This is a genomic window from Actinoplanes philippinensis (assembly GCF_900113015.1).
Taxonomy (GTDB): domain Bacteria; phylum Actinomycetota; class Actinomycetes; order Mycobacteriales; family Micromonosporaceae; genus Actinoplanes; species Actinoplanes philippinensis.
In genome coordinates, this window is record NZ_FONV01000004.1 from 524,361 (window position 1) to 541,472 (window position 17,112).

General features: G+C 72.2%; 16 protein-coding genes. 6 read left to right on the top strand and 10 right to left on the bottom strand.

Features of this window, described 5'->3' with window-relative positions; genetic code table 11:
* Position 1: 1 nt before the first annotated feature.
* From BM290_RS12765 to BM290_RS12775, 3 genes are read right to left on the bottom strand one after another with little or no spacing between them, the layout of a single operon-like run.
* A complete protein-coding gene (locus BM290_RS12765; RefSeq protein WP_093613376.1) occupies positions 2–646 on the bottom strand; it encodes an urea amidolyase associated protein UAAP2 in 645 nt (214 codons plus the stop codon).
* Positions 643–1,449 (bottom strand): urea amidolyase associated protein UAAP1, encoded by an 807-nt coding sequence (locus BM290_RS12770; RefSeq protein WP_093613378.1) that lies wholly within the window; start codon positions 1,447–1,449, stop codon positions 643–645. Before BM290_RS12770 ends, BM290_RS12765 begins: the two co-directional genes overlap by 4 nt.
* Complete coding sequence (locus BM290_RS12775) at positions 1,446–3,011, bottom strand: amino acid permease (RefSeq protein WP_093613380.1); 1,566 nt, start codon at positions 3,009–3,011, stop codon at positions 1,446–1,448. Before BM290_RS12775 ends, BM290_RS12770 begins: the two co-directional genes overlap by 4 nt.
* A 159-nt stretch (positions 3,012–3,170) precedes the next feature.
* Between BM290_RS12775 and BM290_RS12780 the strand changes: the two genes are divergently transcribed.
* Positions 3,171–3,785, top strand: a complete 615-nt coding sequence (locus BM290_RS12780) for a TetR/AcrR family transcriptional regulator (RefSeq protein ID WP_143133728.1) — start codon at positions 3,171–3,173, stop codon at positions 3,783–3,785.
* Between the two features lie 61 nt (positions 3,786–3,846).
* Here the strand turns inward: BM290_RS12780 and BM290_RS12785 are convergent, their stop codons facing one another.
* The 5 genes from BM290_RS12785 to BM290_RS12805 form a co-directional block, all read right to left on the bottom strand.
* Positions 3,847–4,467: a TetR/AcrR family transcriptional regulator gene (locus tag BM290_RS12785; RefSeq protein WP_177319685.1), complete on the bottom strand. Its 621-nt coding sequence runs from the start codon at positions 4,465–4,467 to the stop codon at positions 3,847–3,849.
* A complete protein-coding gene (locus tag BM290_RS12790) occupies positions 4,460–5,290 on the bottom strand; it encodes an alpha/beta fold hydrolase (protein ID WP_093613386.1) in 831 nt (276 codons plus the stop codon). The genes BM290_RS12785 and BM290_RS12790 overlap by 8 nt, the downstream gene beginning before the upstream one ends.
* A gap of 93 nt (positions 5,291–5,383) precedes the next feature.
* Positions 5,384–7,096: a multicopper oxidase family protein gene (locus BM290_RS12795; protein ID WP_093613388.1), complete on the bottom strand. Its 1,713-nt coding sequence runs from the start codon at positions 7,094–7,096 to the stop codon at positions 5,384–5,386.
* Complete coding sequence (locus BM290_RS12800; RefSeq protein ID WP_093613390.1) at positions 7,093–7,524, bottom strand: DUF6220 domain-containing protein; 432 nt, start codon at positions 7,522–7,524, stop codon at positions 7,093–7,095. The genes BM290_RS12795 and BM290_RS12800 overlap by 4 nt, the downstream gene beginning before the upstream one ends.
* A 9-nt stretch (positions 7,525–7,533) precedes the next feature.
* A complete protein-coding gene (locus tag BM290_RS12805) occupies positions 7,534–8,520 on the bottom strand; it encodes a carboxymuconolactone decarboxylase family protein (RefSeq protein WP_093613392.1) in 987 nt (328 codons plus the stop codon).
* A 144-nt stretch (positions 8,521–8,664) separates the two neighbouring features.
* On the opposite strand from BM290_RS12805, the gene BM290_RS12810 reads away from it, so the two are divergent.
* The 3 genes from BM290_RS12810 (at position 8,665) to BM290_RS12820 (ending at position 11,605) form a co-directional block, all read left to right on the top strand.
* Positions 8,665–9,795 carry a sensor histidine kinase gene (locus BM290_RS12810; RefSeq protein WP_239143474.1) on the top strand — a complete coding sequence of 377 codons (1,131 nt, stop codon included), beginning with the start codon at positions 8,665–8,667 and terminating at the stop codon, positions 9,793–9,795.
* Positions 9,792–10,454, top strand: a complete 663-nt coding sequence (locus BM290_RS12815) for a response regulator (protein ID WP_093613396.1) — start codon at positions 9,792–9,794, stop codon at positions 10,452–10,454. Before BM290_RS12810 ends, BM290_RS12815 begins: the two co-directional genes overlap by 4 nt.
* A 230-nt stretch (positions 10,455–10,684) precedes the next feature.
* Positions 10,685–11,605 (top strand): SDR family NAD(P)-dependent oxidoreductase, encoded by a 921-nt coding sequence (locus BM290_RS12820; RefSeq protein ID WP_093613398.1) that lies wholly within the window; start codon positions 10,685–10,687, stop codon positions 11,603–11,605.
* 186 nt (positions 11,606–11,791) lie between these two features.
* Here the strand turns inward: BM290_RS12820 and BM290_RS12825 are convergent, their stop codons facing one another.
* A complete protein-coding gene (locus BM290_RS12825) occupies positions 11,792–12,418 on the bottom strand; it encodes a hypothetical protein (protein ID WP_093613400.1) in 627 nt (208 codons plus the stop codon).
* A gap of 140 nt (positions 12,419–12,558) precedes the next feature.
* Between BM290_RS12825 and BM290_RS12830 the strand changes: the two genes are divergently transcribed.
* Positions 12,559–14,712: an RCC1 domain-containing protein gene (locus BM290_RS12830; RefSeq protein ID WP_093613402.1), complete on the top strand. Its 2,154-nt coding sequence runs from the start codon at positions 12,559–12,561 to the stop codon at positions 14,710–14,712.
* Between the two features lie 25 nt (positions 14,713–14,737).
* On the opposite strand, the gene BM290_RS12835 is transcribed toward BM290_RS12830, so the two are convergent.
* The gene (locus BM290_RS12835; RefSeq protein WP_177319686.1) at positions 14,738–15,826 is read right to left on the bottom strand and encodes an acyltransferase family protein; all 1,089 of its coding nucleotides are present in this window, start codon (positions 15,824–15,826) and stop codon (positions 14,738–14,740) included.
* A 355-nt stretch (positions 15,827–16,181) separates the two neighbouring features.
* Between BM290_RS12835 and BM290_RS12840 the strand changes: the two genes are divergently transcribed.
* Positions 16,182–17,108, top strand: a complete 927-nt coding sequence (locus BM290_RS12840; protein ID WP_093613406.1) for an NADP-dependent oxidoreductase — start codon at positions 16,182–16,184, stop codon at positions 17,106–17,108.
* Positions 17,109–17,112: the final 4 nt, after the last annotated feature.

Genomic DNA, 17,112 nt, shown 5'->3' on the forward strand with positions numbered 1-17,112 from the left:
GTCACTCCCCCGTGATGATCATGCGAACCGGAGTCGGGTCGAACCCGTTGCACGGGTTGTTGATCTGCGGGCAGTTCGACACCAGGACCAGCACGTCGATCTCGGCGCGCAGGGCCACACGCAGGCCGGGCGCGGAGATGCCGTCGACGATGCCGAGGCTGCCGTCCGGGTCGACGGGCACGTTCATGTACCAGTTGATGTTGCTGACCAGGTCCCGTTTGCCGAGCCCCCACCGCGCGCCCTCGATCAGGAAGTTCTCCACACAGGCATGCTGGTGCTTGGTGTGGTGGCCGTATCGCAGCGTGTTGGACTCGCGGCTGCAGGCGCCGCCGACGGTGTCGTGCCGGCCCACCTCGTCGGCCACCACGGTCATCAGCGGCCGGGCCTCGCTGGAGCGCAGCACACTGCCGGTGGTCAGGAAGATCCCGCCCTGCGCGGCCAGCGTGTCCGGCGCCGAGTACCGCTCGGCGGTGTCGGCGGCGTTGTAGAGCAGGCAGTCGACGGCCTGGTTGCCGTGCAGGTCGACGATGGTCAGCGTCTGTCCCCGGCGGACGATCGCCGACCAGGGCGCCCGTGCCGCGACGGTCTCGTCGAGGACGATCGGGCCGGTCACCAGGGCCGGCGGGGTGCTCGTGGCGGCGGTCATCCGATCCCCCTGGCGGTCAGGTAGTCGGCGGTGTTGAGAAGGGCACGCTCGCCTTCCGGCGAGCGCGACCAGAGAGGGTCACCGGGTGCGGCCGGTGACGACTTCCAAGCCCGCAGTTGTACGGCGGAACTCGTGTACGCCGGGCGCGGATCCAGCGGGTGCGGGACGTTGACGAGCAGCACGATCAGCGGCATCTCGGCGCGCAGCTCGACACCGGCGCCGGCCCCGGCCGAACCGAGCCAGCGGAACCGGCCGTCGTCGTCCACGCGTACCCCTTGGAAGAACGAGATGCTCGGCGGCAGGTCGCGGCGGGTCAGGCCGTGTTTCGCCGCGGCCAGGGTGAACAGTTCCCGCCCGGCCGGGGTCGGGCCGTGCGGGCTGCCGTCGCCGTACCGGTCGGTGTTGGCCTTGCGGGTGGAGGTGCCGCAGAAGGCGTCGGACCGGCCGGGCGCCCCGGCGGTGACCGAGGCGAGCGCGCGGCCCTGGTCGGAGAGCAGCAGGTGGCCCTCACCGATGTAGGCCTGCCAGAGCACCTTCACCGTGTCGGCGACGTTGAGGCGTTCCCACGGTTCGTCGGCGTTGAACAGCAGCACCGAGACGCAGGCGTCGCCGTACAGGTCGGTCAGGCGCAGCGTGACGCCCCGGGCCAGCCGTCTGCTCGCGTAGCCGCCGCCGGGAACGGTCTCGGCCCAGATCAGGCCGTCGCCGAGCCGGTCGGCCGGAACCGTCGGCATGCACTCGACGACGGTGGTCCCCTGGGCGCGGGCGTGCTCGCGGGCGCCCGCGGTGGTGGCGGTGCTCATGCGGGCTCCCCCGGCGCGACGACCGGCAGGGTCAGGTGCAGGCTGCGGGTACGGGCCCGGTAGCGCGAGTACACCAGGGCGCCGGCCAGGATCGCGCCGCCGACGAACAGCAGCGAGAAGTAGTGCAGGTACCAGTGGGCGCCGGCCGGGTCGTACACCTCCTGGCGTGGCCAGCCGAGGTTGAGGATCATGCCGATGCCGTAGACCACGGCCAGGACGTTGACGGCGATCCCGAACCGGCCGAGGGTGAACAGCCGGCCGCCGCGCTCGGTGCTCACCCCCTCCTCGCCGCCCGGCCAGCCCTTCAGCCGGCGGGCCAGCAGCGGGACCGTCACCAGCGCGTAGGCGATGTAGAGCATGACGATGCAGACGCTGGTGATGGCCGTGAACAGGGCGGCCTGTCCGATGTTGACCAGCAGCACGGCGATCGCGCCGGCGCCGACGACGATCGCCGGGAGCACCGGTGTGCCGGTCCGGGCCGGAACCCTGGCCAGGGCCGCGGAGAACGGCAGGACACCGTCGCGGGCCATCGAGAAGATCATCCGGCTGCCGGCGGTCTGGATGGCGAGCGTGCAGACCGCCACCGCGATGGCCACGTCGACCAGCAGGATCCGCCCGCCCGTCTCGCCGAGCCGGCTGGTCAGCACGTACGGCAGGCCCTCGGTGGCGAGCCGGCCGTCGGTGAGGCTGGGCGCCGCCATCAGAGCCACCAGCAGCATCAGGCCGCCGCCGATGCCGGCCGCGGCCAGCGCCCGCAGGATGGTGCGGGGCGCGGTGTGCCGGGGATCACGGGTCTCCTCGCTGAGTTCGCCGGCGCTGTCGAAACCGACCACGACGTACGCCGCCATCAGCGCCGAGACCAGGAACGGGCCGACGTAGGCGAGCCCGGTGCCGGTGCCGCCGGTGTCGAACACGACGCCGGGGCCACGTTCGGCGTGGAAGAGCAGCAGGCCGATCACCGCGACCACGCCGATGATCTCCAGGGTGACGCCGGTGCTGTTGACGATGGCCATCAGGCGTACGCCGATGACGTTGATGATCGTGGTGATCGTGATCAGGATCGAGCCGAGGAGGACGGCGTTGGTGGCGCCGCTGGTCGAGGTCAGTGACGGGTCGCCGCCGACCAGCTGGAACCCGGACCAGATCTGTGGGAGCACCACCTGCAGGGCGATCGCGGCAGCGGCGACGGTGGCGATCTGCGCGATGATCATCACCCAGCCGGCGAACCAGCCGACCGTGGCGCCGGCCAGACGCCGGGACCACTGGTAGATGCAGCCGGAGAGCGGATAGCGGGCGGCGAGCTCGGCGAAGGTGAGGGCCACCATGAACTGGCCGGCGAAGACCAGGGGCCAGGTCCAGAAGAAGGCCGGGCCCCCGAAGGAGAAACCGAACGCGAACAGCTGGAAGACCGTGGTGAGGATGGACACGAAGGAGAAGCCCGCGGCGAACGACGCATAGCTGCCGATGCCGCGGCGCAGTTCCGGCTCGTAGCCGAATTCACGCAGGTCAGCGGCGTCGGCCTGGTCGGTGGCGGGCGCGGGCAGGGTGGGGGTGGTGGACAAGACCGCCTCCTCGGGGCCGGAATACCTGTCAGTTGACAGATTTACGGCCCCACCCTCGGCGGGGGTTTCTGCTCGGTAAATCCTGGGTTGCCGCACGTGTCGCCGGCGTTACACCGCCGACGGTCCGGAAGTGACATCACCACATGCGACGATGCAGGCGTGAGCGCCACGCCCCCCACCGCCGGCCGCCCCCGATCCGGAGCCCGGCGGATGCCCGACGCCACGGCCCGCGAGGAGATCCTCGACGCCGCGGCCGAACTGTTCGCCCAGCGTGGCTACGCCGCCACGTCGACCCGGCTGATCGCCGAGACGGTCGGGATCCGGCAGGCGTCGCTCTACTACCACTTCCCCAACAAGGAACAGATCCTCGCCGAGCTGCTCGAGGCCACCGTGCGGCCCTCGCTCACCTACGCCGAGGAGCTGTCGGCCAAGGACCTGCCGCCGGCCACCGCGCTGCGCGACCTGGTCGAGTACGACGTCGGCGTGCTGGTCGGCGCCCGCTGGAACATCGGCATCCTGTATGCCCTGCCGGAGATCGCCACCGAGCCCTTCGCCCGTTTCCGGCGCGAACGTGACCAGCTGCGCCTGGCCTACCGCGCGCTGGTCGAGGCGGCCGGCCCGGAGACCGCGGGCATCACCGGCGACCTGGTGTTCGGCCTGGTCGAGAGCGTCATCGGGATGCGCCGTGACCTTCCCGGCCTGCCGGCCCCCGAGCAGTTGCAGGAAGCGATCGGCGCCGCGGCGATCCGGCTGCTCGGTCCGGGGCCGGGGTGAGCGGTCGACCGGACGGCCGGTGAGGTGGGCGGGACGCAGGCGCGGCGGGGTGGCGTGGGCGTCAGCCGCCGGTCGGGTGGAACTCGCGGCTGGAGGTGTTCCCGGCGGGCTCGACCGGGACGCTCTGCAGGCCGGCGATGAGCGTGTCGATCAGGAATCGGTAGCTGCGGTCCACCTCGCGGGGCAGGCCGAACCCGCCCGCCGCCTCCACCGTCACGAATCCGTGCAGGCTGGAACGCAGCACGCGGGCGGCGTCGACGGCATGCGTGCCGCGCAGCTCGAAGCCGGCCAGGACGTCGTACATGATCTGCATGACCTCGTTGTTCAACCGCCGGTGCTCCTCGTCCTCGTCACCGGCTCCGGGCGCCCGGACCGCGGACGCGTAGCGGCCCGGATGGGCGACGGACCATCGGCGGTAGGCGTCGGCGAACGCGCGCACCGCATCGGGTCCGGCCCGGCCGACGGCCACCCGTGACACCGCGTCCCGGAAGTCGCGCATCGCCTGCAGCGTGATCCCGTGGCGCAGCGCCTCGAGGGAGTCGACGTGTTTGTAGAGCGACGGGGTGCGCACGCCGAGGCGGTCCGCCAGCAGGCCCATGGTCAGTCTCTCGAAGCCGATCTCGTCGGCGAGCGCGGCCCCGGCCTCGATCACCGCGGCCGGGGCCAGTCCGGCCCTAGGCACGAGCGTTCGCCTGCAGGAAGGTCAGCATCAGGGCCACCGTTTCGTCGGGGAACTGGGCGTGCGGGTAGTGACCGGCGCCGTCGATCATCTCAAGCCGCGCGGTCCCGGCGGGCATCGCGGCCACGATCGCCTCGCCTTCGGCCCGGGGGTCGACCCAGTCGGGGTCGAGCGTGCCCTCCACGATCAGGGCCGGGCAGCGCACGTTGCCGAGCTGGGCGCCGGCGTCGGCGGGCGAGACCTGGGTCATCTTCTGCAGGGCCTTCATCCGGCCCGGCTCGCGCAGCATCGTCTCGGTCGCGGCGAGGTCGGCGCTCCAGTCGGCGGGCTTGCGCCCCGGGTAGGCGAGGTCGAGGTAGCCCTTCCACGACGAGAGGCTGCCCATCATCGTGCCGGCCAGCTTGACCGCGCCCTGCCGATACCGGCTGTTGCCGAGGTCGCCGAAGCGGAACGACTGGGCGCGGGTGAACGGCGCCAGCTCGACGATGCCGCTGACCAGCTCGGGCGCCTGGGCGGCGGCGATGGTGACGGCGCCACCGGAGATCGAGTGCCCGACCAGGACGGCCGGACCGCCGAGGTGGCGCACGAGGGCGAGGATGTCGCCGGCGATGTCCGTACGCGAATAGGACGGCCACTGCGCACTGGACTCGCCCGCGCCGCGCAGGTCCATCGTGGCGACGCGGTAGCCGGCGCCGACGAGCCGGGGCGTGACGAACCGGTAGGCGCCGCGGCTGTTGCCGATGCCGGGGACGAGGACGACGAGCGGCCCGTCGCCGGTCACGTCGTAGGCGATCGTGCCGCCGTCGATGGTCAGGTGCTGCGTCATGGCGTGTTCTCCCCAGGCTGGCTTTCGCTGTTAGCCATAAAGCTAATGCAATTAGCCTGACATCGTCAAGGTCCGCCGTAGCACCGCGTGCGCTCACGCGTAGATCAGGTGCAGGGTCATGCCCGCGTCGGCGTGCGGCAGGTTGTGGCAGTGGTTGGCCCACATCCCCGGGTTGTCCGCCCGGAACGCGACCTCCCACACCTCCCCGGGCCGTACGTCGAAGGAGTCCAGCCACAACGGGCTGCCGGTCGCCGGCCGTCCGTCGCGGGACAGCACCAGCACGTGATGACCGTGCAGGTGCCACGGGTGCACCACCAGCGATCGGTTGACGATCCGCAGCTCGACGATCTCGCCCGGCCGTACGACCTGCGACGGGATGTCCGGGTCGGCGGCGCCGTTGACGGTGTGCGCGTAGCGCGGGAGCAGTCCGCGCAGGTCGACGCCGCGATCGAGCACCAGGGTGAACTCGCGGTCGTACCGGGACCACGGCAGCGGTTCCGCGGTGCCGTAGGTGAGCGGGTCCAGCACCGGCCATCCGCCGGTCGCCGCGGACACCGGGCCGCTCGACCAGGCCATCCGGCCGTCGACGTACAGCGCCACCGGAGTGCCGGGCGCGGCGAACGCGAGATCGTAGCGCCCGCCGGCCGGGATCAGCACGGCCGTCTCCGACAGCGGCGCCGGACCGCGCAGGTCGGAGCCGTCTATTGCGGCGACCCGGAAAGGGGCGCCCGCCAGGGCGTACCGATGGGTGGTGTCGTCGGTGTTGATCAGCCGCAGGCGGACCGGATCACCGGCGGCGACCGGTTGCACGACCGGCTCCGGCAGCGGAACGCCGGCCAGAGTGTGCACCGGCACGGTGACGTCGACACCGATCACGGGCTTCGGATGGATCACGAGGACGCCGTAGAGGCCCATCCGGACGCCCACGTCGGAGGCGGCATGCGTGTGGTACCAGTAGGTGCCCGCCCGGTCGGCACGGAAGCGGTAGACGAACTCCTGCCCCGGCAGCACCACGTCCTGGGTCACACCCGGCACGCCGTCCTGGCTGTTCGGCACGTCGTAGCCGTGCCAGTGCAGGGTGACGCCGCGCCCGATGTCCCGGTTGCGCAGCGTCACCTCCAGCACGTCCCCGGCAGTCGCCGTGAGCTGCGGCCCGGGCACCTGCCCGTTGAACGCCCAGGCGGCGACATCACGGTCGCCGGCCGGCACGACGGCCGTTCCGGCCGTCAGGGTGAAACGCTGGGTCGGTTCACCCACCGGGAGCACATCCCGATGTTGATGGGCATGGGGTACGCCGGGAACGGCGCCCGCCGTGGCGGCAGCCCCGGTTCCCGCCACCAACGCGGCCACCGCCACCACGACGGCCGTCCGGGGCACCGGCCCGGACCCGAGGAACCGCCACGTCACCGCGGTCGCCCCGGCCACACCCGCCACCGCGAGCAGCCCGGCGCCCGCCGACACCGGATACCCGTGCAGAACCGTGACGAGCAGACCGGCGGTGAGCGCATATCCGGCGAAGAGGAACGGAACCGGCGCCGGCCGCAGCAGCCGCGGCCCGGCGACGAGCACGGCCGCCAGCAGCAGCGGCCCGGCGATCACGACCTTCTCCGCCGCGAACCACCATCCGGCACGAGCCAGCAGGATCGTGGTGGCGGCACGGGCGAGGGTGGCGGCCAGCGCGGCGGCACCCACGGCCGTCGCGGCCCGGCGCCGTCCGGCGACCGCCGTGGCCCCGGCACCGAGCCACCCGGCGGCCGCGACGATCGCCGCGAGCAGGTCGAACGCGAGTACCGAGCCGGTGGTCACCGCTGCGCCACCTGGACGGTGGGCGCGGGCGCGGCAAGCTCCTGGGCGGCCCGCAGCACGCCGACCACGACGTGCACCACGATGATCGCGTTGACCGCGTGCAACCCGCCGACGACCAGGCCGGCCGTGGTGCTGGCCCCGGACGCGTCGGTGAAGGCGCGCGCCAGCATCGCGATCAGCGCCTGCAGGACGACCAGGCCGAGCGGCAGGACCGTCATCGCGAGGACCCGGCCCGGCGCCCGCGCCAGCACCGCGCAGACGATGGTGAGCAGGCACAGCCCCGGGATCACCGCCATCCCGGTGATGCTGTGCAGCGTGTACGAGCCGTCGCCGCCAGGTCTGGTGAACGCACCCACCGCGGCGAACACGAACTGCAGCGCGAAAACGGCCAGCAGCATGCCGGTGACGATCACGAAGGCTTTGCGCATGGTGGTCTCCTATCGGTGAGCCGGATCGAGTGACAGGGCCACGTGACCGGTGGCGGTGATCGCGCCGTACGCGACGAGCCGGACCAGATCGGCGTCCGCGGGGTGCGACAACCGCCACAGACCGACGTCGCCCGCGGTGATGGCGGCGGGCGCGAACGCCGCGAGCAGCGCGATCCGGGCACCGACCCGGTCGGTTCCGGGCAGGTCGCGGACCAGGTCGGCAGCCCACTCGGCCGGATCGGCCGGGTGCCGCCCGTCCTCCCAGCTCACCGTCGCGGTGACGGTCCGGCGTGCGATCTCGCTCAGCAGTTCACCGCCGCGCGCGGCGGTGTCGGTCAGAGCCGCGTACGCCACACCGACCGGGCTGTCCGCGGCCCACACCGGCGCGGGCCGGCTCCCGGCCTCGAGCAGCAGCAGGCCACGACCCGGTTCCCGCGGATCACGGACGGTTCGGGCGTACCGTCTGCCGCCGACGGACCGTACCGCCGGCAGACGTTGCAGGCCGCCGGGCAGCAGGTCCGGGGCGAGCAGTGCCGACACGATCCGGTTGATGAAGTGGAACACCAGCAGGGTGCCGGTGAGCTGTGGGCCGTACGGGCTGGTCCACCCGGTGGCACGCGGGTTGCGGCTCGCGGCGGCCCAGTGGGCGAGACCGGCGTAGGGCTGCGGCGGCGTGCCACCGTCGGCGACTACCGCGGCCACCTCGTGCTCCCCGAGCGCGTGCAGCAGCGTGGCGTGGGCGTCGACGCAGAACCGGCAGCGGTTGGCCCGCGACACCGCGGCCGCCACGATCTCGCGTTCCACCCGGCTCGTCCCGCCGGCGAGCAGGGACTCACGCATGAGGACCCAGGTGGCGGTCATGATGTCCGGGACGGCCGAGAGCGCCTGGAAGGCCGGCGCCGGCCCGATGAAGTCCTCCCGCATCTGCTGGTGGACCTCGGCGGTGCGGCCGGTCGCGGCGGTGACCGGCGCGGGTTTGACGAAGCGGTATGTCATGCGACCGATGCTTGTCCCGGCGGGCTCCGGAGACGTCCCGCCACTGCAGACTCTTCGCAGGGCCCCCGTACCGCGCCCGCGGTACGCCCGATCTACCGCGGGCGCGGGATGTCCGGCGAGGAGCGGCCGTCCTACAGTGCGCTCATGCGTGCCGATCTGCCTTTCGCCCTCGCCGGCGTCGCTCTCGGCGCCCTCCTGCTCGGCAACACGGCTCTGGCCTCGGACGCCGGCCCGGTGGGCGTACTCGACGTCACCCTGATCGTGGTCATGGCCGCGGCCGTCACGGTGTGCCGGCGTCATCCGGTGCCGGCGCTGGCGGTGGTGACCGCGGCCATGCTGATCCTGCATGTGCGGGTGCATGCCGGGGTGTCGGCGGCGTTCCCGGTGCTCGGCGTCACCTACCACGCCGCGTCGCGGGGGCATCGGGCGGCCGCCGGGCTGGCCAGCCTGATCTTTCTCAGCGGGTTCCTGGCCTTCGACATCTCCACCGCGCCGGCCGGCCTGGCCGGACAGCAGATGCTGGAACGCACCAGCCTCATGCTGGGCTGGTTCGTCGCCGCCAACGCGATGGCTCTCGTCACGCTGCAGCACCGGGCCTACCTGCGAGAGGTCGAGCATCGGGCGAGCGAAGCGGAACGCACCCGCGAGGAGATGGCGTTGCGCCGCGCCGGTGAGGAACGCCTGCGCATCGCCCGCGACCTGCACGACTCGCTGACCCACAGCATCTCGGTGATCAAGGTGCAGGCCGGGATCGCCGTGCACCTGGCCCGCAGGCAGGGTGAGCAGCCGCCGGCCGCGCTGCTGGCGATCCAGGAGGCCGGCGCCGCGGCGATGAGCGAGCTGCGGGCGACGCTCGCCGTGCTGCGCTCCCCCGACGACGCCGGGCACCCCGGGCTGGCCCAGGTGGAGGAGCTGGCCCAGCGCACCCGGGCGGCCGGGGTTCCGGTGCGGGTCACGGTCTCGGGGCCGCTCCCGGACCTGCCCGCCGCGGTCGATCAGGCCGGGTTCCGCGTGGTGCAGGAGGCGCTGACGAACATCGCCCGGCACGCCGGCCCGGCCGCCGCCGAGGTCTGTGTCGAGTGCTCCCCCACGCTGCTGACGGTGGCGGTGACCGACGACGGCCGGATCCCGGGGAACGAGCCGGTGACACCGGGAACGGGTCTGCGCGGCATGCGGGAACGGGTCACCGGGCTCGGCGGGACATTGCACGCGGCCCGCCGCGACGGGGGCGGATTCAGCGTACGGGCGACCTTCCCACTGGGCCCGGCGGCATGATCCGGATCCTGCTGGCCGACGACCAGGCACTGATGCGCGCCGGCTTCCGGGCGCTGCTCGATGCCGAGGACGATGTCGAGGTGGTCGGTGAGGCCACCGACGGCGCCGCCGCCGTTCAGCTGTCGCGGCAGCTGCGCCCGGACGTCGTCCTGATGGATGTGCAGATGCCGGGAGTCGACGGCATCGAGGCCACCCGGCGCATCGGCGCCGACCCGGACCTCGCCGCGGTCCGGGTGCTCATCCTCACCAACTACGAGCTGGACGCGTACGTCTTCGCCGCCCTGCACGCCGGCGCCAGCGGCTTCCTGCTCAAGGACGCCGACCCGGCCGACCTGCTGCAGGCGATCGCCGTGGTGGCCCGCGGCGACGCCCTTCTCGCCCCGACCGTGACCCGTACGCTGATCAGCGAGTTCGTGACCGCCGCACCACCGGGCGACCCGACGGCCGGACGCGACGTGCTGACCGCGCGGGAGCGGGAGATCGTCGAACTGGTGGCCCGCGGGCTCAGCAACGACGAAATCGCCGCACGCATGGTGATCAGTCCGCTGACCGCCAAGACACACGTCAACCGGGCGATGATGAAGCTGCACTGCCGTGATCGGGCCCAACTGGTCGTGTGGGCGTACGAATCAGGTCTGATCGCGCCACGCCGCCGCTGACCCCGGTGTCCGCACGGCGATCCGGCTCGCTTCCCGAAGCGCATGACGACTCCTCGGCATGTAGAGCCGCTACCGTCCTCGTCCCTCGTGCGAGGGACAGCGAAGTGTCCACTGCGTGGTGACGTTTTCTCTCATCGATCTCTCTAGCGTCGTCAGCATGAAAGATCACGCATGTCGGTCATGGTCGTGACGACGGTGGCGGGCGTCGCGGCGAGTGAACGGAGAACACCATGCACACGATGGTCATGACCGGCGCGACCCGGGGAATCGGACGCTTCACCGCTGCCACCCTGCTGCAGGACGACCCGGAGCTCCGGCTCGTCGTCCTCGCACGTGAGTCGACCAGCGCCGAGGCGGTGCGTCAGCTACGGGCCGACGACCGGGTCACGGTCGTGAACACCGAACTGGCGAGCATCGACAGCGTCGAGTCGGCCGGCCGAGCCGTGGGCGCTCTGCTCGACGCGGGAGAACTGCCGCCGCTGCGAGGGTTCGTCGGCAACGCGGGCGTCCAGTTCACCGATGCCCTGCACACCACACCGGACGGCCTCGAGACCACGTTCGCCGTGAACGTGCTCGCCAACCATCTGCTGCTACGGGCACTCGAATCCCGGCTCGTCAGCCCGGCCCGGATCGTGATCACGAACAGCGGCACACATTTCGGGGACCTGCGGCACACGTACGGACTGACCCCCGCGCCACGCTGGGCCGACCCGAGCGTCCTTGCCCGGCCGGGCGCCTTCCCGTCGCCGGCGACCGTCGCGGCGGGGTACACCGCGTACGCGACGAGCCGGCTCGCGGCGATGTACCTGGTGCACGAGTGGGCGAGGCGCCTGCCCGACGGCGTGAACATCGTCGCGCACAGCCCCGGCCTGGTTCCCGCCACCGGGCACGGCCGGCACGCCAAGCCCTTCGCACGCTTCCTCAACGACCGGGTCGTGCCGTTGCTCACGCTGACACCGGCCATCGACAACGCCGCGACGGCCGGGCGACGGCTCGCCGACACCGTCACCGGGCGTACGCCCGCACCGTCCGGCTCGTACGTCGACCGCAGCCGCGTGACGCCGTCGTCGAACGAGTCCTACGACGTCGAGCGCGAGCGCGCCCTGTGGGACCATCTCGAAGCCGTGCGCCTGCACAGGGTGATCGGTTGATCCGTGCGCCGGGCTTGTCGATGCCGGCCTCGGCGGCCTCGTCGGTCAGGGCCACGGCGCGGGCGTCGGTCAGCACGCTGATCAAGTGCCTTTCGTGCGACTCCGCGGCGGACCAGGAGGCCAGCGCGTCGTGGCGTGGCCGACGTGCTCGTGCGCCGGATGGTGCCCGCTCGTGGCGGCGAGCGGTCACTCGTACCTCTCCAGCCGGCGAGCCCCGGCGGCGACGATCGTCGCGAACTCGGCGTCGGTGACGAAGTTCGGTTCGTTGCGCGGGTGTTCGGTGGTGAAGGTCGCGATCAGGTCGCCGCGGGCCACCACGGCGGTCAGGTCGCGGGACCAGTTGAGGCCGCCCTCCGCCATGGTGACGCTCCAGGATTCGGCCATGGCGGCCGCGTCGGGCCCGGCGCCCGGCAGCGGCACGGCGGTGACGTGGTAGTCGACCTCCGACATGGCGTCGCTGTATTCCGGGCACATCGCCGGCTGCTCGGTGACATCCCGGACTGTCGCGTGGATCCACGTGTCACCGGGCTCGCCGACCGACATGGTGACGGCCCTCCCGTCGCGGACGAACGTCCGGCTCAGCGCATACCCCGAGAACGACTGGTCGACGGGGTCGAGGCGGCGGAACCCGCAGTAGTCGGAGTAGCCGTACCGCTGTTGCGCCACGACGGGGTCGTCGCCCTCGGCGACGGCGAATCCGGCCGGCATCTCCGCCGTGGTGAGCAGAGCCGCCTCCAGATGGCCGAGGTCAGGCGGGCCGGTCACGGTCATGACCACGGACACGAGCAGAGCCACGGCGAGGGTACTCGGCATTCCTTCGACGATAGGCCGCCCCCGGAGGCCCAGGGCTGATTCGGGAGAGGTTCCGCCGACCCGGCCGGGCGGGTTGCGCGAACCGGTGTTCCCGCCGAAAGCGCCGGTCCGATCGCCGGCAGCGCCGTAGCGTCACCAGAGTGCCCGAGTCCGGTCTGTCGCGAGCCGTCGTCCTGACGGCGCTGATGTCGGTGATGGCCGCGATGATCGCCGTCCCGGTGAGAGCGGCTCCGGCGGCGGGAGCCGCGATCTGGTCGGACGTGGCCGCCGGGAGTTACCACACCTGCGCGATCCGGGACGACCGGTCGGCCTGGTGCTGGGGGTCCAACGACGACGGCGAGCTCGGCGACGGCACGACAGTGGGGCGTACCCGTCCGGTCCGGGTCGACGGCGGCGGCGCCTGGGCGTCAGTGTCGCCCGGCTACGACCACACCTGCGGGATCCGTACGGACGGCACGTTGTGGTGCTGGGGCGGCAATTCGTCAGGCCAGCTGGGAACCGGGGCGGAAGGCAGCGGGCACACCACGCCGGCGAGGGTAGGCACGGGGACCACCTGGGTCTCGGTGCACGCCGGCGACACCCACACCTGCGCCATCCGAGCCGACGGCGGGCTGTGGTGCTGGGGCGGCAACGTCAACGGCCAGCTCGGCGACGGCACGATGCAGAACCGGCCCGCCCCGGTCCGGGTGGGCACCGGCGCCGATTGGACCGCCGTGACGGCGGGCGAGATCACGTGCGGTCTGCGTACGGGTGGCGCGCTCTGGTGCTGGGGCAAGGTCACGCAGAACGGCAATCGCCCGTCACCGGCCCGGGTCGGCGCCACGTCCTGGCGTTCGGTCAGCGGGTCGTTCTCCCACGTGTGTGCCGTGGACGCCGGTGGGGCGCTGTGGTGCTGGGGGAAGTACCCGGGCGGCTCCGTGGTCCCGGTGCCCTTCCGCATCGGCACGGCGGCGTCGTGGTCCACGGTGAGCGCCGGCGACGGCCATGACTGCGCGCTGACCGCCGGCGGCGCGATGTCGTGCTGGGGCGGCAACTACTACGGCGAGCTCGGCGACGGCACGCGATCCGACGCGAGCGGGCCGACCCCGGTCAACACCGATCTCACCTGGACGAAGATCGCCGCCGGACGCGACCACACCTGCGCTCTGACCACCACCGGCGGGCTGTGGTGCTGGGGATACAACAACGGCGGGCAACTCGGCGACGGTACGACCGGGGACGCTACGTACAGCCTCACCGCACTGCGCGTCGGCGGCGACACACCGTGGTCGTCGGTCGATGCGGGAGAAAAGCACACCTGCGCTCTGCGTACCGACGACACGCTGTGGTGCTGGGGCGACGACAGCGACGGGGCGCTCGGCGACGGTCCCGGCGTCACCCGCGCCGGTCCGGTACCGGTGGCCGGCGGTGGAACGTGGAGGACCTTCGACGCCGGCGGCTCCGACACGTGCGGCATCCGTTCGGACTCGACGCTGTGGTGCTGGGGAGAAAACCTCGGCGGCTCGCGGCGGGCCTTCACGCCGCACCGGATCGGCGATGCCGCCGGCTGGGCCGGAGTCAGCGTCGACGGCGGGCACGCGTGCGCGGTGCGTACCGATGCCACCCTCTGGTGCTGGGGGGTGTTCGTCGGCAGCATCGTCGACACGACCGACGCGGCATCGGACGAGCCCGTCAGAGCACGCACCGATCTGCGGGAGAGGTGGGCGGAGGTGGCCACCGGGAACGACCACGCCTGCGCCCTCAGCATCGAGCGGCGGCTGTGGTGCTGGGGTGGGAACGCCTACGGCCAGCTGGGCACCACGCGTCCGGACTCACCGGTTCGCCTGTCCGACGGCGCGACCACCGCCACGCCCGCGCTGATCCGGTCCGAGGCGAACACCACCTGCGCCATCGACACGGAGAAGGGACTCTGGTGCTGGGGCGAGAACGCCCACGGACGGCCCGCTGACGGCTCGCCGCCGACGGGCACCGGCACCACCGCCCGGATCGGCGACGCGAAGGACTGGCTCGCCGTGTCCGCCAACTACTACCACGTCTGCGGCGTACGGGCCGGTGGCAGCCTGTGGTGCTGGGGTGCCGGCGGCAACGGGCAACTCGGCGACGGCGGCCTGACCAACCGCACCGAACCGGCCGAGGTGACCGCCGGCGGCCCCTGGCTCTCCGTCTCGGCCGGCGCCGCGCACACCTGCGCCCTCCGCACCGATCACCGTCTGTGGTGCTGGGGCAACAGCGACCACCAGCAGCTCGGCCACCCCGTACCCGTCCGGCATCCGGTAGCGGTCCCCTCCACCTGACCGAGTGTTGCGGACGCCTCGCTGGTCAGTGAAGGACGGCCGGGGAGACCGTCGTGGCGGGGCGGGCCGAGGGCAGCCGGACGCGCTCCACGAACGGGGAGATCCTCGGCCGGCGCCGGGCGGCCACGTCCTCCACCCAGCCGAGCGCCAGCACCGCGACCGCCAGCAGGACCATCGCGATGCTGAAGTCGGTCAGGTACTCCAGACCCTGCGTCGGGATCTTCCACAGCTGCAGCGGGTCGAACAGGTACACCGCGATCGTGACGGCCACGTTGTGCCACAGGTAGATGGTCACCGCGCGGTTGTTCACCATGGAGACGAAACCGTCGAGCGGTCTGGCGCGCGCCAGCCAGCCCATCGGCGGCGACCAGCGCATCAGCACCAGGACGAACCCGATCGCGTAGATCGAGTACGCCACCGGAAAAGCGGTCAGGTCCATGTGGTCCTCGATCGGATGGTTCCAGGCCCAGGCCAGCGCACCGCCGACACACGTCGCGGCCAGGCCGACCACCACGGCCGGGTGCAGCTTGGCGAGGTCACCCTCACGATGGGCCATACCGAGGATCCAGCACGACGCGTACGCCAGCACGTTCTGCGCCACCCAGCCGGCCGTCTCGCCGAACACGGCCGGGCTCATCGTCAGCGCCACCAGACCGGCCAGCGGCAACAGCACGGTCGCCAGATGCGCCCGCCGATAAAGAGCGAGAAGCAACGGCGAGAGCAACACCAGCCAGAGGTACGTCACCAAATACCACAACACACCCGCGGCCGAATACCCGAACTCACTCGACGGCGGGTCGGCGATCGGCACGATCCACAGCAGCAGCCGTGGCCACGACGGGCGCTCCGGCCAGCCGTAGTGCAGCATCAGCGGAATCAGGATCAGGCCCATCGCCCACAGCGACGGCAGCAGCCGCCGCAGCCGGTTACGGACCGCGCCCACCGCGTCACGGTCCAGCGACTTCACCATCAGCGAGCCACCGAGCGCGAACATCACGCCCATCGACGGGAAGATCAGCTCCAGCCAGGCGAAGGGGAACGCGTGGAAGAGGACCACCCGGATGATCGCCAGCGCCCTGAGGCCGTCGAAATACCTGTCCCTGTTCGGCTGCACCCGTCCTCCACCCCTTCTGACCAGGGCAGATAACCCACCGCGGCGAACCACACCGTAGTAGCCGGGAGCCGCCGTGTCGTACGCCGAACGGCCGATGATCTTCGCTGATCACCCGAGACGGCTCGCGGCGACGGTGCGGTCGAGGCCTCCGGGGAACGACCCCGGACCGGCCGTAGCCGAAGTCGTCGAAGGCCGGGACCACCGCCCCGGAGGTGTTCGCCCGGCCCAGCGCGGCGTCGATGGCGGCGGCGCCGAAACCGACGATGCCGGCGGGCCCCGGCCGAGCGTCCGCCCGATCCACAGTGCGCCTCATGGGCGGGGCCAGAAATCGGGGGCGACGGTCTAGAGTGGACGCGTGCTGGGAGTCGTCGCGGCCGCGCTTGGCGGGCCTGAGGTGTTGCAGGTGACCGAGCTGCCCGAGCCCGAGGCCGGGCCCGGGCAGGTGGTGGTCCGGATCCGGGCGGTCTGTGTGCACCCGGCCGACGTCGCGGCCACGACCGGCGAGATCCCTCGGGGGCCGGTTCCGCCGCCGTTCTCGCCCGGGTGGGACATCGCCGGCGAGGTGGCCTCGGTCGGTCCCGGCACGGCGGAGTTCGGGGTGGGCGATCGTGTCGTCGGGATGATTCCGTGGTATCTGACGCGGGGCAACCCCGGTGGCTATGCCGAGTTCGTGGCCGCCGACACGGACTGGCTGGTCCGGCTGCCGGACGAGCTCGACTTCGTGTCCGCCTCCACGGTGCCCCTCAATGCCCAGACCGCACATCAGGGCCTGTCCCTGGTGTCGCTGGCCATGCTGCCGACCGGCAGCAGCATCCTGGTCACCGGCGCCGGTGGTGGTGTCGGCGGGTTCGCCGCCCAGCTCGCCCTTCAGAGCGGCTACCGGGTCGTCGCCCAGGCAAGCGACGGCGACGAGGAATGGGTGCGCGGTCTCGGCGTCCACGAGGTGGTCTCCCGATCCGTCGATCTGGCCACGGTGGGGCCGGTGGGCGCGGTGTTCGACGCGGTCCCCGTCGGCGAGGCGGCGGCCGCCGCCGTCGAGGACAGGGGGATCGTGGTCGCGACCCGGCCCACACCGGCCATCGTCCCGGCACGTGGCGTGCGCCAGGAGCTGCAGCTCATCCGGCACGACCGCGACCTGCTGGCCGACCTGGTCGGTCAGGTGGCGGCCGGGCGGCTGCTCACCCGGGTGGCCGTCACGATGCCGTTGGCCGAAGCGGCGGACGCACACCGGCGGGTGCTGGCCGGCGGGCTGCACGGAAAGCTCGTGCTGACCGTCCCCTGACGGG